Origin of the sequence: Enterobacter sp. D2 (assembly GCF_034427575.1) — a bacterium.
In the GTDB taxonomy this organism is placed as follows: domain Bacteria; phylum Pseudomonadota; class Gammaproteobacteria; order Enterobacterales; family Enterobacteriaceae; genus Enterobacter; species Enterobacter cloacae_M.
In genome coordinates this window covers 14,151-29,996 of the sequence record NZ_JAXQPP010000008.1, presented here as the reverse complement: position 1 = coordinate 29,996, position 15,846 = coordinate 14,151, and the positions used below count along the sequence as shown (strand labels likewise).

General features: G+C 52.5%; 16 protein-coding genes and 2 pseudogenes. 12 read left to right on the top strand and 6 right to left on the bottom strand.

The window, feature by feature from the left end; translation table 11 throughout:
* The first annotated feature begins 183 nt into the window (after nucleotides 1–183).
* Both SPG90_RS20840 and zigA read left to right on the top strand, forming a co-directional pair.
* A complete protein-coding gene (locus tag SPG90_RS20840) occupies nucleotides 184–414 on the top strand; it encodes a hypothetical protein (RefSeq protein ID WP_322408313.1) in 231 nt (76 codons plus the stop codon).
* Nucleotides 415–839: 425 nt separating this feature from the next.
* Nucleotides 840–2,063 carry a zinc metallochaperone GTPase ZigA gene (gene zigA / locus SPG90_RS20835; protein WP_322408312.1) on the top strand — a complete coding sequence of 408 codons (1,224 nt, stop codon included), beginning with the start codon at nucleotides 840–842 and terminating at the stop codon, nucleotides 2,061–2,063.
* A gap of 444 nt (nucleotides 2,064–2,507) precedes the next feature.
* On the opposite strand, the gene SPG90_RS20830 is transcribed toward zigA, so the two are convergent.
* A complete protein-coding gene (locus SPG90_RS20830; protein ID WP_252009723.1) occupies nucleotides 2,508–3,176 on the bottom strand; it encodes an epoxyqueuosine reductase QueH in 669 nt (222 codons plus the stop codon).
* Between the two features lie 239 nt (nucleotides 3,177–3,415).
* On the opposite strand from SPG90_RS20830, the gene nikA reads away from it, so the two are divergent.
* From nikA to nikR, 6 genes are read left to right on the top strand one after another with little or no spacing between them, the layout of a single operon-like run.
* Nucleotides 3,416–4,987 carry a nickel ABC transporter substrate-binding protein gene (gene nikA / locus SPG90_RS20825; RefSeq protein ID WP_416208405.1) on the top strand — a complete coding sequence of 524 codons (1,572 nt, stop codon included), beginning with the start codon at nucleotides 3,416–3,418 and terminating at the stop codon, nucleotides 4,985–4,987.
* Nucleotides 4,987–5,931, top strand: coding sequence for a nickel ABC transporter permease subunit NikB (nikB, locus tag SPG90_RS20820; protein ID WP_322408311.1), 945 nt, complete (start codon nucleotides 4,987–4,989; stop codon nucleotides 5,929–5,931). Before nikA ends, nikB begins: the two co-directional genes overlap by 1 nt.
* Nucleotides 5,928–6,761, top strand: a complete 834-nt coding sequence (nikC, locus tag SPG90_RS20815) for a nickel ABC transporter permease subunit NikC (protein WP_322408310.1) — start codon at nucleotides 5,928–5,930, stop codon at nucleotides 6,759–6,761. The genes nikB and nikC overlap by 4 nt, the downstream gene beginning before the upstream one ends.
* Nucleotides 6,761–7,525 (top strand): nickel import ATP-binding protein NikD, encoded by a 765-nt coding sequence (gene nikD, locus SPG90_RS20810; RefSeq protein WP_252009717.1) that lies wholly within the window; start codon nucleotides 6,761–6,763, stop codon nucleotides 7,523–7,525. The genes nikC and nikD overlap by 1 nt, the downstream gene beginning before the upstream one ends.
* The gene (gene nikE / locus SPG90_RS20805) at nucleotides 7,522–8,322 is read left to right on the top strand and encodes a nickel import ATP-binding protein NikE (protein ID WP_252009714.1); all 801 of its coding nucleotides are present in this window, start codon (nucleotides 7,522–7,524) and stop codon (nucleotides 8,320–8,322) included. The genes nikD and nikE overlap by 4 nt, the downstream gene beginning before the upstream one ends.
* 11 nt (nucleotides 8,323–8,333) lie before the next feature.
* Entirely contained in the window at nucleotides 8,334–8,735 is a 402-nt protein-coding gene (nikR, locus tag SPG90_RS20800) for a nickel-responsive transcriptional regulator NikR (protein ID WP_322408309.1), read from the top strand.
* 194 nt (nucleotides 8,736–8,929) lie between these two features.
* On the opposite strand, the pseudogene SPG90_RS20795 reads toward nikR, so the two are convergent.
* The 3 genes and pseudogenes from SPG90_RS20795 to vapB form a co-directional block, all read right to left on the bottom strand.
* Nucleotides 8,930–9,070: pseudogene (locus SPG90_RS20795) on the bottom strand (integrase core domain-containing protein); the annotation flags it as partial.
* A 78-nt stretch (nucleotides 9,071–9,148) separates the two neighbouring features.
* Nucleotides 9,149–9,580 (bottom strand): type II toxin-antitoxin system VapC family toxin, encoded by a 432-nt coding sequence (locus SPG90_RS20790; protein ID WP_322408308.1) that lies wholly within the window; start codon nucleotides 9,578–9,580, stop codon nucleotides 9,149–9,151.
* Entirely contained in the window at nucleotides 9,577–9,807 is a 231-nt protein-coding gene (vapB, locus tag SPG90_RS20785) for a type II toxin-antitoxin system VapB family antitoxin (RefSeq protein ID WP_039032651.1), read from the bottom strand. Before vapB ends, SPG90_RS20790 begins: the two co-directional genes overlap by 4 nt.
* 72 nt (nucleotides 9,808–9,879) lie before the next feature.
* Between vapB and SPG90_RS22395 the strand changes: the two are divergent.
* From SPG90_RS22395 to SPG90_RS20775, 3 genes and pseudogenes are all read left to right on the top strand, one after another.
* Nucleotides 9,880–10,017 (top strand): annotated as a pseudogene (locus SPG90_RS22395) (hypothetical protein); the annotation flags it as partial.
* Between the two features lie 128 nt (nucleotides 10,018–10,145).
* Nucleotides 10,146–10,436 (top strand): hypothetical protein, encoded by a 291-nt coding sequence (locus SPG90_RS20780; RefSeq protein ID WP_032650491.1) that lies wholly within the window; start codon nucleotides 10,146–10,148, stop codon nucleotides 10,434–10,436.
* A complete protein-coding gene (locus tag SPG90_RS20775) occupies nucleotides 10,426–11,325 on the top strand; it encodes a nucleotide-binding protein (protein WP_322408307.1) in 900 nt (299 codons plus the stop codon). Before SPG90_RS20780 ends, SPG90_RS20775 begins: the two co-directional genes overlap by 11 nt.
* A gap of 49 nt (nucleotides 11,326–11,374) precedes the next feature.
* On the opposite strand, the gene SPG90_RS20770 is transcribed toward SPG90_RS20775, so the two are convergent.
* Nucleotides 11,375–13,600 carry a KAP family P-loop NTPase fold protein gene (locus tag SPG90_RS20770; RefSeq protein ID WP_322408306.1) on the bottom strand — a complete coding sequence of 742 codons (2,226 nt, stop codon included), beginning with the start codon at nucleotides 13,598–13,600 and terminating at the stop codon, nucleotides 11,375–11,377.
* 1 nt (nucleotide 13,601) lies between these two features.
* Complete coding sequence (pifC, locus tag SPG90_RS20765) at nucleotides 13,602–14,690, bottom strand: transcriptional repressor PifC (RefSeq protein ID WP_322408345.1); 1,089 nt, start codon at nucleotides 14,688–14,690, stop codon at nucleotides 13,602–13,604.
* A gap of 640 nt (nucleotides 14,691–15,330) precedes the next feature.
* Here pifC and SPG90_RS20760 point away from each other — a divergent pair.
* Nucleotides 15,331–15,516, top strand: coding sequence for a hypothetical protein (locus tag SPG90_RS20760; RefSeq protein WP_156118182.1), 186 nt, complete (start codon nucleotides 15,331–15,333; stop codon nucleotides 15,514–15,516).
* The last annotated feature ends 330 nt before the right edge of the window (nucleotides 15,517–15,846 follow it).

Sequence of the window (15,846 nt, the reverse complement as noted above, 5' to 3'; positions counted from 1 at the left end):
GGTTTCAATACGTTGCTCTCACCATGGCGGCAACGTAGAACAGCTGCGAAGACGTTATTTTGTCGAAAAGGTTGGGCAGCGATTTTTTTGAAATAACTCTGCACACTTTTTCATCGAAAATATGCTGGTACCGAAGAACGGGCAAAGCTAGATTGAGACGTTGAGTTAAACAAGGGGGCAAAAATGAAAGTGTTAAGTATTGTCGGCGCTACGCTGCTGGTCACGTCATTCCATGCAGCAGCATTTGTTTCTGTATCGCCAGTGCCCGCGGGGCAAAATGCGAACGTCAGTTCAGCCGCAAACAAGGGACATGCTATTCCTTCTGAAGCGGCCAATACGGACATAACAAAGATCATTCCGATCGCTGGCTGTCACTGCGCTTTCTGTAACTCATTGCGTGCCGCTAACCTTTAACCCCTTGTTAAGGCCTGGGTTTATCAAGATTCAGGCCCTGAATCTGTTCCTGACGTGCAGCAGGCCAAGAATGTGATGGCCTGCTGCTGCCTTTCACCTGCACGCCACCTTACCGCGTAGTCCTTTATTTCACCCTTTTCGGGCTGACTTACCGCACCAAATGCTTCCCGCACATTCTGCACATTTCATTCACACATCTCCACGCAGCGTACCTTCTGTCATCTGGTCTGCTTTGCACCAGGAAACGCACAGATAGCTGATGGCGAGAAGTAGTAACGTTATTATTGTTATGTTATAACATTACTTAAATAAGCCAATGATGACAGTACCGACTGATGCGTGAAATCCGGCCTATTCAAAAAAAGAAACACCGCACGTTGTCCCTGTGCATTGATTCAGAGCGATCGCTGTAGGAGATGTTAACAATGTCATATAAGAAAGCCGCTGTAATTGAAGATCCCCGTTTACCTGTCACCGTACTGTCGGGTTTCCTGGGGGCCGGGAAAACGACCCTGCTCAATCACATACTCAACAATCGGGAAGGCAGACGTGTCGCCGTTATCGTCAATGATATGTCAGAGGTCAATATTGACGCTGCGCTGGTGAGAGACGGTGGGGCAGAGCTTTCGCGGACGGATGAAAAACTGGTCGAAATGAGCAATGGATGCATCTGCTGCACCCTGCGTGAAGACCTCCTGCTGGAGGTAAACCGGCTGGCGAAGGAGGGCCGTTTTGATCAACTGGTTATTGAGTCGACCGGTATTTCTGAGCCTTTGCCTGTCGCAGAGACCTTTACCTTCGCCGACGATGAAGGCGAAAGCCTCTCTGCCGTTGCGCGTCTTGATACCATGGTCACCGTTGTCGATGCGTACAATTTTCTGAAAGACTATGGTTCAACGGACAGCATTCAGTCCCGGGGAGAATCATTGGGAGAGGAAGATAAGCGCAGCGTTGTCGACTTGCTGATTGATCAAATCGAATTCTGTGATGTGCTGATCCTCAACAAAGTTGACCTAATTAGCGACAGTGCGCAAGAGAAGCTGATGGCTATTTTAGTGTCTCTCAATCCTCAGGCAAAAATAATTGTTTCACAGTTCGGACAGGTTCCTCTGGACGATGTGCTGAATACCGGACTTTTCGATTTTGATAAAGCGGCTCAGTCCCCTGGGTGGTTAAAAGAGCTGCGTGGCGAACACACACCTGAAACCGAGGAATATGGCATTACGAGTTTTGTATTCCGTGCCCGCCGTCCTTTCCATCCCACTCGCTTCTGTCATTTTCTGGAAAATGAACTTGGCGGTGTAGTGAGATCGAAAGGTTATTTCTGGCTAGCGAGTCGCCCGGAGTTCGCCGGTAGCTGGTCACAGGCGGGAGGAGTAGCAAGACAGGGACTCGGCGGAATGTGGTGGGCAAGCGTGCCCAGAGATCGCTGGCCGGAAGATGAACAGTCGCTGAAGTTTATCGAGGCAAACTGGGTCGATGGCATTGGCGATGCCCGCCAGGAGCTGGTGTTTATCGGGATAGAGATGAATGAAGCTGAACTGCGCGCAAAACTGGGTGCAGCGCTGTTAACCGACAAAGAGATGGCAGAAGGCCCACATCTCTGGTCTCAATACCCTGATCCTATTGAATCCTGGTTTGAAGGTTAAGATGAAGTAACCCTGTAGAAGGGCGATGTGAAGAAATAATCGCAAAAGCGTTGAAATCACAGCTCCACTTTTAAGACTGTGACTATAAAGATATATGTCTAGGCAAGAATGCACTCAGCACACTAAATGGTCAAGTTTCATGGGAAGTGGAGCCTCAGGCTTTTATGCGGGAAAATAATGTACCTTAAATCAGCCTGATCTGGACTTGCTATATCCTATTTGGGGTCTCTTTTTAACCATAACCATCAAAAACACGACGATAAAGACAGCGGTAAATACAACTATCGCTGGGGGACGCTGTCGATAAAAAAGGACAGCCATACCCCGGCCAGTAAAACGATGTCGGAGATAACAACGACCGCAAGCTGCGCAACGTGAAACCGACGTGTGATCAGAATGACAATATAGGAGCACTTCCACGCCCCAAAGGGCGTGACATTAAAATCAGTCTTGCTCTTCTTCTTTTCCGTAGTACAGCTTACCGAGTTTAATAAGAGGACGTCCCTGGGATTTGCGGTGCAGATTGCTGTCCCGCAGCGAATAAACGCAACCGCAGTACTCCTGCTGATAGAACTGCTCACGCTTGCTGATTTCAATCATGCGTGAGGAACCGCCCTGTTTGCGCCAGTTATAGTCCCAGTAAACCATACCCGGATAGTGGGCGGCGGCTCGCTGACCGCAGTCGTTGATCTGCTGCATATTTTTCCAGCGAGAGATGCCCAGTGAGCTGCTGATCACGTTGAAGCCATTTTCAGCGGCGTAAAGCGCAGTCCGCTCAAAGCGCATATCAAAACACATGGTGCAGCGGATACCGCGTTCAGGCTCCCACTCCATACCTTTTGCACGCTCAAACCAGTTGTCTGTATCGTAATCTGCATCAACAAACGGGACGCCATGCTTCTCTGCGAAACGGATATTTTCCTCCTTACGGATGAGATACTCTTTCTGCGGATGAATGTTCGGGTTGTAGAAGTAAATGGTGTAATCAATGCCCGATGCCTGGATGGCTTCCATTACCTCTCCAGAACAAGGGGCGCAGCATGAGTGCAAGAGCAATTTATCTGCACCTACAGGGAGTTGCAATTTTGGTCGTTCAAAGTCAGTCATATGCATTGGCCAATCATTCAGCAAAAATATATTTCGGGAATTGTAGCACTTAAAACACGGAAGGTGGCCGTTACTCACCTTTGTCTACAGGAGCTGCATCGGGGTCATCAACCAATAACTATCTATTATTGTTCCTGAAACCATCAGATCTTAATGCTATTTGATCTCCCTCAACTGATAAATATGATGAATTTATAAAATCATCATACTCATTAGTTGAATCTATACTCCATAAGGTTGCCATTTTGGCCAGACTAAGCCGCTCGTTTGTGGTGCTGTGTACTTTCGCCTCTTTTTTTGCAAATGCACACCCCGTCACTGAAATAACCACCGCATGGCCGGTAAACGTGGGACCGCTTAACCCCCATCTGTACACACCAAACCAGATGTTTGCCCAGAGTATGGTTTATGAACCGCTGGTGAAATACCAGGCGGACGGCTCGGTTAAGCCCTGGCTGGCAAAAAGTTGGACTCACTCGGCGGACGGTAAAACCTGGACCTTCACCCTGCGCAACGATGTGACCTTTTCTAACGGTGAAAAATTTGACGCCAATGCCGCAGCCGAGAACTTCCGCGCCGTGCTCGATAATCGCCAGCGTCACGCCTGGCTGGAGCTGGTGAATCAGATCGCTGACGTTACCGCGCTCGACAATAACCGGCTGCAAATCACTCTGAAAAACGCCTATTACCCTTTCCTGCAGGAGCTGGCGCTACCGCGGCCGTTCCGCTTTATCGCGCCGTCGCAATTTAAAGACAATGAGACCATGCACGGTATTAAAGCGCCAATTGGCACCGGGCCATGGCTGCTGAAAGCGTCGAAACTTAATCAGTACGATGTACTGGTGCGAAACGAGCGCTACTGGGGTGAAAAGCCGCAGCTTCAAAAGATTACCGTTAGCGTCATCCCGGATCCGACCACCCGCGCCGTCGCCTTTGAAACGGGTGACATTGACCTGCTGTATGGCAATGAAGGGCTGCTTCCGCTCGACACCTTCGCGCGTTTCAGCCAGAACCCGGCCTACCGTACCCAGCTTTCCCAACCCATAGAAACGGTGATGCTGGCGCTTAATTCTGCAAAGGCACCGACCAACGAGCTACTGGTGCGTGAAGCGCTGAACTATGCGGTCAATAAAAAATCACTGATCGACAACGCCCTGTACGGCACGCAACAGGTTGCCGATACGCTGTTCGCACCCACCGTTCCCTACGCCAGTATTGGCCTGAAACCGCGCCAGTACGATCCTCAGCAGGCGAAGGCATTGCTGGATAAGGCCGGCTGGACATTACCTGCCGGCAAAACGATTCGGGAGAAAAATGGTCAGCCGTTGCGCATTGAGCTGTCGTTTATTGGTACCGATGCGCTGAACAAATCAATGGCGGAAATCATCCAGGCGGATATGCGCCAGACAGGCGTGGACGTCGTGCTCATCGGCGAGGAAGAAAGCAGCATTTTCGCCCGCCAGCGTGACGGGCGCTTTGGCATGATTTTCAACCGTACCTGGGGGGCACCGTACGATCCCCATGCCTTTATGAGTTCGATGCGCGTGCCGTCGCACGCCGATTTTCAGGCGCAACAGGGACTTACCGATAAGAAGTTGATCGATAAAGAGATTGGCGAGGTACTGGAAACCACTGACGAAACGCAGCGTCAGGCACTGTACCGCGACATTCTGACGCGTCTGCATAACGATGCGGTTTATCTGCCCATCAGCTATGTCTCTACGATGGTGGTGGCCAGACCGGAACTGGGCATCATTCCTTACGCGCCGATTGCCTCTGACATTCCGTTCGAACAGATCACCCCGGTGAAACCCTGATGATGCGTTACGCGTTGCGGCGCATTGCGCTGCTGATCCCGATGATTTTCGCCGCCTCGGTCATTATATTTCTGATGTTACGCATGGGAACCGGCGACCCGGCGCTCGACTATTTGCGCTTGTCTGACCTCCCCCCCACGCCGGAGATGGTCGCCTCCACCCGCGTAATGCTGGGGCTGGATCAACCGCTTGTTGTGCAGTACGGCAGCTGGCTGTGGAAGGCTTTGCATCTGGATTTTGGCATCTCATTTGCCACCCAGCGCCCGGTGCTGGATGACATACTTAACTTTTTACCCGCCACGCTACAGCTGGCAGGGGCTGCGCTGGTACTGATCCTGCTCACCTCTGTCCCGCTCGGCATCCAGGCGGCACGTCACCGCGATCGCCTGCCGGATTTTATCGTGCGCATTATCGCTTTCCTCGGCGTATCGATGCCTAACTTCTGGCTCGCGTTCCTGCTGGTGATGTTTTTCTCGGTTTATCTGCAATGGCTGCCTGCGATGGGTTATGGCGGCTGGCAACACATTCTCCTGCCTGCGGTATCGATCGCCTTTATGTCGCTGGCGATTAACGCCCGTCTGCTGCGCGCAAGCATGCTGGACGTTGCCGGACAGCGCCATGTGACCTGGGCGCGGCTTCGTGGCCTGAACGAGAAGCAAACCGAACGTCGTCATATTTTACGTAACGCCCTGCTGCCCATGATCACCGCCGTGGGGATGCATATCGGCGAACTGATTGGCGGCACGATGATTATCGAGAACATCTTTGCCTGGCCGGGCGTGGGGCGATATGCCGTCTCGGCGATATTTAACCGCGACTACCCGGTGATTCAGTGCTTTACCCTGATGATGGTTATCGTTTTTGTGGTCTGTAACCTGATTGTGGACCTGTTAAGCGCCGCGCTGGATCCGCGCATCCGTCGTCATGAAGGAGCGCATCAGTGAAATTTTTCCTCTCTTCACGCTGGTCTGTACGTATCGCTTTGATCATTATCGTCCTGCTGGCGGTGATTGCGCTCACCAGCCAGTGGTGGCTCCCTTATGATCCGCAGGCTATTGATTTACCGTCACGCCTGCTCGCGCCCGACAGCCAGCACTGGCTGGGTACTGACCATCTGGGGCGCGATATCTTTTCACGTCTGCTGGCGGCAACCCGCGTCTCGCTCGGTTCGGTCCTGCTCTGCCTGCTGCTGGTACTCACTCTGGGGCTCATCGCAGGCGGCAGCGCGGGTCTTATCGGCGGCCGGGTCGATCAGGCCATCATGCGTGTGGCAGACATGTTTATGACCTTCCCGACCTCGATCCTCTCTTTCTTTATGGTCGGCGTTCTGGGAACCGGACTCACCAATGTGATTATCGCTATCGCTCTCTCACACTGGGCGTGGTATGCGCGCATGGTCAGGAGCCTGGTGATGTCGCTGCACCAGCGTGAGTTCATACTTGCCTCGCGGCTTTCCGGGGCGGGGCATGTCCGGGTGTTTATTGACCATCTGGCCGGTGCGGCGATCCCGTCGCTGCTGGTACTGGCGACGCTGGATATCGGTCACATGATGCTCCACGTCGCCGGAATGTCGTTCCTCGGCCTCGGCGTGACGGCGCCCACTGCTGAATGGGGGGTAATGATTAACGACGCGCGCCAGTATATCTGGACTCAGCCGATGCAGATGTTCTGGCCGGGACTGGCACTGTTTATTACCGTGATGGCCTTTAATATGGTGGGGGATGCGCTGCGCGATCGCCTGGATCCTCATCTGGTTACGGAGCATGCCCACTGATGCCACAACAGATTGAACTGCAAAACATAACCTTACAGGCCGGGGGGCCGCTGGTTAATGGCGTTTCTTTAGCGCTTAAACGTGGATGCGTGCTGGCGCTGGTTGGCAGCAGCGGAAGCGGTAAATCACTGACCTGTGCTGCGGCCCTTGGCGTTCTGCCCCCAGGTGTACGACAAACCGCAGGGATGATTCTGGCCGATGGTCAGCCGGTCACCCCCGGTAAACTGCGTGGCATCAAGGTTGCCACCATCATGCAGAACCCGCGCAGTGCCTTTAACCCGCTGCATACCATGGCGACCCATGCACGAGAAACCTGCCGGGCATTGGGCAAACCTGCTAACGATGCAACGCTCATCAACGCGCTTGAGGCCGTGGGACTGGAGTATGCAGAACGCGTTCTGAAGCTTTACCCGTTTGAGATGAGCGGCGGCATGCTGCAACGGATGATGATTGCCATGGCGCTGCTGTGCGATGCGCCTTTTATCGTTGCCGATGAGCCCACTACGGATCTGGACGCGGTGGCCCAGGCGTGCATTCTTGACCTGCTGGCAGGCATCATGCAAAACCGTGCCCCGGGCATGCTGCTGGTGACGCACGATATGGGCGTGGTCGCCCGGTTGGCAGATGAAGTGGCGGTGATGGATAACGGCAGCATCGTGGAACAGGGCGATGTCGACACGTTGTTCAGATCGCCACAGCACACCGTTACCCGTAGTCTGGTCGCTGCCCATCTCGCCCTGTACGGTATGGAGCTGACATCATGACATTACTCAGCGTATCCGCGCTTTCACATCATTACGCCCACTCAGGGCTTCGCGGCAGACATCCGCATCAGGCGGTACTGAAAGCCGTTTCTCTGGAGCTGAAAAGTGGCGAAACCGTTGCCCTGCTGGGACGCAGCGGCTGCGGGAAAAGTACCCTGGCACGCCTGCTTGTGGGTCTCGAATCCCCAACGGAGGGAAGCGTCCATTGGCGGGGTGAGCCGCTCTCGCAACTCAACGGTGCAAAACAGAAGACGTTTCGCCGGGAAATTCAGATGGTGTTTCAGGATTCGGTCAGCGCGTTAAATCCACGTAAAACCGTGCGTGACATTTTACGGGAGCCCATGCGCCATTTACTGTCGCTGACCAGAGCAGAACAACTGATGCGGGCCAGCGAAATTCTCCACGCAGTGGATCTCGATGACGGCGTGCTCGACAAGCGGCCACAGCAGCTGAGCGGCGGGCAACTTCAGCGCGTCTGTCTGGCGCGCGCGTTGGTCGTGGAGCCGAAGCTCCTGATTCTGGATGAAGCGGTGTCGAACCTCGATCTGGTCCTTCAGGCAAGCGTCATCCGTCTGCTTAAAAAACTGCAGCAGCAGTCTGGCACCGCATGCCTGTTTATCACCCACGATTTACGCCTGGTCGAGCGCTTTTGCCATCGGGTTATGGTGATGGAAGAAGGACAAATCGTGGAGACGCAACGCGTGGGCGAGACATTAACCTTTTCGTCAGACGCCGGTCGTGTATTACAAAACGCGGTACTTCCCGCATTTCCCGGGCGCCGTCGCGCCATAGCGTAAGGTCAAATCAGATGCAACGTGTCACCATCACCCTCGATGACGATTTACTGGAAACGCTGGACAGCCTGAGCCAGCGCCGTGGCTACAACAACCGCTCCGAAGCCATCCGCGATATTCTACGCGACGCCCTGGCGCAGGAGACAACGCAGGAACACGGCGTTCAGGGTTTTGCGGTGCTGACTTATGTCTATGAGCATGAGAAACGCGATCTGGCCAGCCGGATTGTTTCCACCCAGCACCATCATCACGATTTGTCCGTTTCCACGCTGCACGTACACATTAACCATGACGACTGCCTGGAAATCACCGTACTGAAGGGGGATATAGGCGATATTCAGCACTTTGCCGATGATGTCATCTCCCAACGCGGTGTGCGCCGCGGCCATTTGCAGTGCTTACCTGATATAAAATGACTTTAAGATTTTGCAGAAATGATCCTATGGATGAACTCACAGCACAGAGCGGCCATCTTAACTTTGCTCTACCCCGGACATCTGAATTTAGTTTTGGCAATCTATGTAGAAGCAAAGTTGTAATATCCGTTCTGGGCTAAGTTAAGATGGCCGCCACGTAGACTCTGACCTGCCCCCAGGATTAGATACAACCTTCAGTTAGTAATGTCGGTTGGTTTTTCTTCATATTTCCCGTTTCGCCAGCCCGCCGCAAATTCAGCCGGAGTCTGGTAGTTCATCGATGAATGTGGACGACACTCGTTATAATCCTACCGCCAGTCATTAATCGTTTTCCTGTGAGCAGTTCCCCGTTTATCAATATAGTCTGAAATTAGCAACTTCCGCTTATGGCACGGAGCGGACATTTATTACCTTTAAGTACCGCCTGTCTGTTTAACCCAGTCTTCCAGCATCAGACCCGGTACCCGTTCGAATTCCCGCACATTGTTCGTCACCAGTACGGCGCCGGCAGCGATGGCGTGCCCGGCAATGGCCGTGTCGTTCGGGCCGATCGGCGTCCCAGCGAGGCGCAGCGCCACCTTTACATCCGTGGTCGCATCCACCGCGGCGCGGTCCCAGGGCAGGATGGCATCGAGGCGGGCGCAGAACGCGTCGACCAGCCCGATGTGCCGCGGGGAGGCCTTCGGCCCTGTGGCGCCGAAGCGCATCTCGGAGTAGGTGATGGCCGAAACCACGATGCGCTGGTTGCGCAGCACTGCCTGCTCCAGGCGCTTCAGGACGGCTTCCGGCTGCTCGCGCATGATGAAAGAGCAGATGTTAGTGTCCAGCATATAGGTTTTGTTCACAGGTCAAATCGTCCTTCGTCGGTGACAACGTCCTCACGCTCCGCCATAAAGTCCGGATCGGCCTTTTCGAGCTGCGCGAACGAGCCCCAGGTCGGACGGACGGGGCGCAGGATGATGCTGTCCCCTTCCCGGACGATCTCCAGCTCGCTCACCCCCTCAAAATCCAGATCGCGGGGGAGACGGATGGCGCGGTTGTTGCCGTTTTTAAAAATGGATACGGTTCTCATAGTGTCCTCTCCCGAGTCTAGATAAATATGTTGCACATATGCTAAATGTGTTCATTGCACCGGGTGTGTACATATGGCCAGTATAGGCAGATGTTCAGCATATGTATAGTTGCAGCATATGCAGATGGTAAGTAAATGCCTATGCCATACCTATGCAGATGCCAAGCATATGGATATGTCAAGCCTATACACAGTTCTCTGTTTTTCCACTGAGATCCGAAAAAAGGTTGTTCCGGATCTCAGTAAAATCGTATGAATTTTAAGTTGTCTCCACTCCTTCCCTTTTTCAAAATGTTATCTATAACTGGCAGAGGAACTTCACTGATGCGGAGGCTACATTGGGCGTAAAAATTACAGGTATAGATAAATTGCAGAAACAATTGAAAGAAGTTGAGGAAGCGGCTGAAACCCTTAATGGTAGTTATCCGGTAAATTTTGATGCAAACGATCCTGTCAGCATTGAAACTGCGATTCAGGAAGCGTACAGCATGTTGGATGAGCGAGCCTCACGGTATGCCGATAATCCGATGATTAGTCCCATGATCGAGGCCATGAAAGAGGATTTGCGTCAGCAAATTCTGGATAGTGCCGAACAGCAAAGACAGGAGAACGGGCAGGATGGCAATTGACATTTTTCAGTCACTCAAAAATTGTGTGTATGATTTGCAGCGTGCTGATGCACAGAACTATCAGCAACCACTGAAACAACTGGCCCGGCTGCTGAACGACGCTAATCTACAGGCTGTTAACGAACGCCTGACATGTGATGTCGATCTTGACGCCTTTCTGGCGAAAAGTCATGAAACCGAATCCAGTATGGCTGGCTCCGCCGTCCTGCAGTGGCCTGAAGAACCGCGTGAAATTTTAGGCCTGAAGCTTTTATTAATCAGGAAAATGTCCGTTAACGATAATTTCGCATTCAATTTTTGCCATACGTTTTTCTATGACCGAAAAATTATTGAATCTGTCCGTAAGTTCACCTCCTCGCTACTGGTAACTTTTGTTCGTGACTACCAGCTGTATGTTGAGAATGAATCCGAGCCTGATCCGGTAGTAATACGTCAGGTCTCGCGCAAAATTTTTATTGTTCACGGCCATGATAATGATGCCCTTCAGTCTGTTGCCCGCTTTATATCCCGGATAGGGCTGGAGGAAATCATTCTCTCTGAACGTCCTGATGGCTCAAGGACGGTAATCGAGAAATTTGAAGCGGAGTCAGGGGATGTCAGCTTTGCCATCGTGCTGATGACGCCCGACGATAGCGGCAGTGCCCTGGCATCTGAAAACACACGTCTGCGTGCACGCCAGAACGTCCTGTATGAGCTCGGATATTTCGCTGGGAAGCTTGGACGCGGGAAGGTACTTGTACTGAGGAAGGGAGATATCGAAATCCCTTCAGATCTTGCCGGGGTTCTCTATACCGAGCTTGACGGGCATGGTGGATGGAAACGCAAGCTGCTGAGTGAGCTGTCATATGCCGGTGTTCCTTTTGACAAGGAAAAAGCGTTAAGCGCCTGATCCACTTTATTTTGTAAGAAAAAGGCCGCTAAGCGGCCTTCATTTTGGGTCAGTCGTCATTTTCCAGCGCAGTTTTGAGCGCTTCCAGCTCTGGCGTCAGTTCGTTGCCGGAAAGCATCCCCTTCAGCTTTTCTTCGACTGCAGACCAGTCATCAAAGAACGGGCTGACCTGGTCACGTGCAATCCGGCGATATGCCCCTTTGTCAGAACTAAAGACACTGGTCTGTAAACGTATCAACAGGTCAACAAGACCTTCATCGGTGGAAGCCATTTCTCTGACCCATTGCTTCACCGTTTCAACTGAGCTCATGTCCCTCCATGCGTAGAGATATCCGAGAATAGACTTGCGCATGAGCAGTTGTTGCTGAAGTTCTGGCTGATTCATACGTTCAGCAAACCTGTCACGCAACCGTTCTGTAATATCACGACTAAATAAAGTTTCAGAGGCAGAAGGCACCGCATTTTGTGCAAGACCGTGTTCCCAGATAAGTCCCCGCATAAAATCGGCTATCCAGAATGGCGAAGCGCCCGTAACGATCAGCATTTCCATCCGCATGATTGTTCTGGCCTCGTCAATAGCCTGCATATGCTTCAGCAGATTCCGTACAACCTGATTAATGCCGGTTTCACGCAGGGAAAACCATGGGTTACGGAGCCGGAAGCGAGTGCTTACCTCATCGGTGTGATCGAAGAAAAACCGAACCAGCCCTGCGCATTCTTCGAAATTGCGTTCTTTTATCAGGCCCGGCGTCAGTCTGCTCAGTATATGTTCGAACCAGGTTCCGGACAGACTACCCACGCTGTTGATTTTTGAGAGGAGCAATTCAGAGAGCTGCTGCTGTTTTTCCGGTACGCCAGCCAGCTCAAAAAGCTGGCTAAAAAATTCAGGGGGCAGAACATTCTGAGGTGAGGAGAAGGAAAAATAATAACGCCAGTGCGTCAGGCTGCTGAGTCGTTTATCTGTCGTCTGGATGTGACGAAAATCTTCACTGACCGGCTCGAACAGATTCAGATGTTCATCATCATGTCCGCTGATACCAGGGAGCCATTCGGCGAGACTGAGATATGAGTCAGCATTCGAAGCCCTCAACATCTTCATACACCTGATAAGCCCCTTCCGGAAGTCAGCCTTTTCTCCGTCAGAAAGCATGCCCTGGCCGGTTTCAATCACGGACCGTTCTGTCAGGTAATGCTCTGCCCAGTCATACAGGGCCGGGTTTTTCACCCGTATAAGCTGGAGCAGGCACAAATCAGGGAAATAAACAAAATCCCGCATCCCCGGATACAGAAAAATCAGGGAATTAATGGCCTGATGAATCTCGCGTGGCGTCGAAAGTGCGGCACCATATGTATCAGTCACCGCGGCGAGATCCCTTGCCATTCCGGAATCTTGCGGCTGATTATTAATTTGCTGATACAGCTCCTCAGCCCGCTGACGAAATTCATTGCGTAGGTCAAAGGCTTCAGGTCGGGGTAGTTTAAAACTGAGCTGAATGATTTTCTGCAGGTAACGGCTGCCGTCTTTGATATTCAGCGCATGCTCGACGGCATGAGTGATAATCTGCCTGTCATAACAAAGAATATGGGTAAAGCGAGGCAGATCGGCCACTGCACGGACCAGCCTGAACACTTCCGCCACCTGGGATGGCTCCAGTCGGTCCAGATCATCCATGACAATAATGAACTTCAGATCCAGACTGACCAGTTGCCCTGCAATTTCAGCCCGAAGCTTTGTCGTTGTTTTCTGATCAACAGCCAGACGGCTGTCTGAAAATACCTTTATCCCTCCGGCTATCCAGTTGATAATGCTGGAAAACTGCCCGATATACTGAACCAGCGGAAGGACGCGCGATGAAGTATCCTGAGCATACTCAATCACTTTCTGCGCTTCCGGTGACAACAGATATTTACGCCAGAGCTTTTTGAAGCCCTTCGGAGGATGGCGTTTTTCCATTTCCTGCTGGATAACCGTGGCAACAGGAAGAAAGAGCGCTTCAACCGCACTGCCGCCACTCAGCCAGGGGGAAATATGCAGCACATGCGTGTACCCGTCTTTGTTCTGGGTAAATTTTTTCAGGATCAGGTTCAGGAGGCTTGTTTTACCCGATCCCCATGCTCCTTCTATTCCGACAACATTTGAAGCCTCCTGTGGAAGGGAAAGGATGGACCGGGATATATTTTCTGCGATGTTACTGAAACCGTAACGATCCTCAGATACATCCTCAACTGCCGCATCAAGCCCTTTCTGGTTCCACAGTTGTCTCAGTACTTTCATATTACAGATCCCCGTACAGACAGCGCAGCCCGGTCAGGGCCTCCGCCAGCATGCCTTCAGCGCATCGCGTAGTGAGCTCCCGGACCAGCGTCTCAAAGGCCTCCGCCGGCATAAAAATCCGCAGGCCGTCTATCCCGAAAAATCCCTCTTTTGATACGTGGCCGGGCGGAGAAAACATCACGCGCTCCCCCTGGTGACCATGCGCAAGGGCTTCAGGATACCGGGTATATAGGGTGAACAGGCCCAGCAGTTCGGAGAAGGTCTCCCAGCCGTACGGCACCACAAAGTCCTGGCCGGTGATCAGCAGGTGCAGACGGGGCGTGGTGTACCAGGCACCAGGGCGTTCTCCGGGATGCTGGCCGTCAATGCGGATCTCAATGCGCAGCGTGCCGGCCTCAATGGTTTGCGTGACGGCCGTAATAACCGGCCGCAGTTCCTGCGCCAGATCTCTGGCCTTTTCCACGCTCCAGTCCAGTCCGCGCAGCATCAGCGGGAAAACGGCTTTCAGACGCGATAAGGTGAAAATCCCAGCGAGCGCACTGTCGGGAATATCTGCGAGATTAAAGCAGTCGCTCTCCAGCGGACGCAGAAGGTGTTCGGCATACACCTGATCCACGACCGGGCGCAGCGCTGCCCGGAAGGCGTCAAACTCTTCCATCCAGTTTTCCCCGACCAGGCGGAAGATCCCCTTCAGGTAGTGACCGTCCACCGGACGGTCATGTTCCAGCTGCCAGGCCAGCAGGTCGCGGGTGATATCGAGCAGTGTATCCAGAGCCGGGAGCGTGGCCACTCTGTTCCGGCCGCCAATAAAGGCCTCCCGGGCACAGGCCAGGATGAAGCGCAGCTCATCCCGGGAGACCGGAGCGGTGCCGAAGGTCTGGCCGAGAATGATATGCCGGTACAGCTGCCGGACGGTGGCTTCCGGATCGGCGACCAGCTGAAAATACCCGTCGCCGGGCGCGACCGTTTTCAGGCCGTCATCGAGGAAGCGTTCGGCCAGAGCGTTGACCGAAGTATTTTCGCGACCGGCGCGCACTTTCAGCGCCTCGATCAGCTTTTTGTGAAAACGCAGGTTAAGCTGGCTGAGCATCATCGTTTCTTCCATCTTTGTTTTATCATTCATGCTAACCTAGCATTTATAAAAATAGCTATAATTTAATCTGTTTTAATTCTGTAATTTGTGATGCGATATGAATTACTGAAAGTGATGAGTGCGGCGCTACAGTAATGCCTGTCCCCTCTCATTTCTCCGTAGATCCGAAAACCTACAGTACCGGATCTTACCGAACCACCCCGGTGCGCTGTATCCACAAAACACAATATGTGCCACTCATTCAGATGATATTAATTCTATATGTTGTGTTCCTCCCCTCCCCCACTCCCTACCTCTAAACACCACAAAGCTACCCTTTGCTTATTCCGTTAGCGTGCTACACTTCCGGAAACTATGAGATAGCAGAAAAGTCGGATCACCAAGAACCGCGCTTCCGGTAATTTAATGATGTGGCAATATCCTGGCTTGCTATCACACAGGTAATGATTGCTACTGGGTAATTTAACAACGATCATCATCATGGATGTCACAAAAAAATAACCAAGAGTGACTGTTACACATGAACACATCTTTCCATGAAAGCGAGCGCGTCCCGGTTTCACTTGAAACTGTCTGGCGTGCGTTGACCGCACTGGGCCATCAACGGCTTTGGCTCCGCCCTCCGGATGAGCGGAGCGTGAACACCTGGCTAATTGTTACCTGGGACGGCCTGACGGTGGCCGAACGTATCCGGGCCACCGGCTCCTGGTGGCTGACCGGGGATGCAAATGCCATATACACCAATCCGGAACGGATCGTCCCTGACGGGCTGGAAGAGCTCACCTGGCTCTCTGTGCAGCGGCGAATGAAGGACGGATTCTGAGAACGTCATGAGATAAGTGGTTGCGGGATTTATTAATAATAAAAAACATGGCTGGCTGGTTTATCTCGATGAAGTGAAGAGCTGAATTATGGATTAAACCTGTATGAAGCTCGGAGAAGGAAGAAAAAAACTACTTGAATCCAACTGATTGTAGCGTTTATGATTTTTTGGCCGTAGCAAAATCTACGGACGGGCGTGGAAACCCGGAATAAGCAAGAGGCGACACAGACGCCAAGCGTCTTTTTTTGTGTCTTCCACTACGCACAGCCATATCGATAATCACCGTATAAAATCTATGGTGGCGCTGGTGGGGCCGACTTCGGTCGGGCC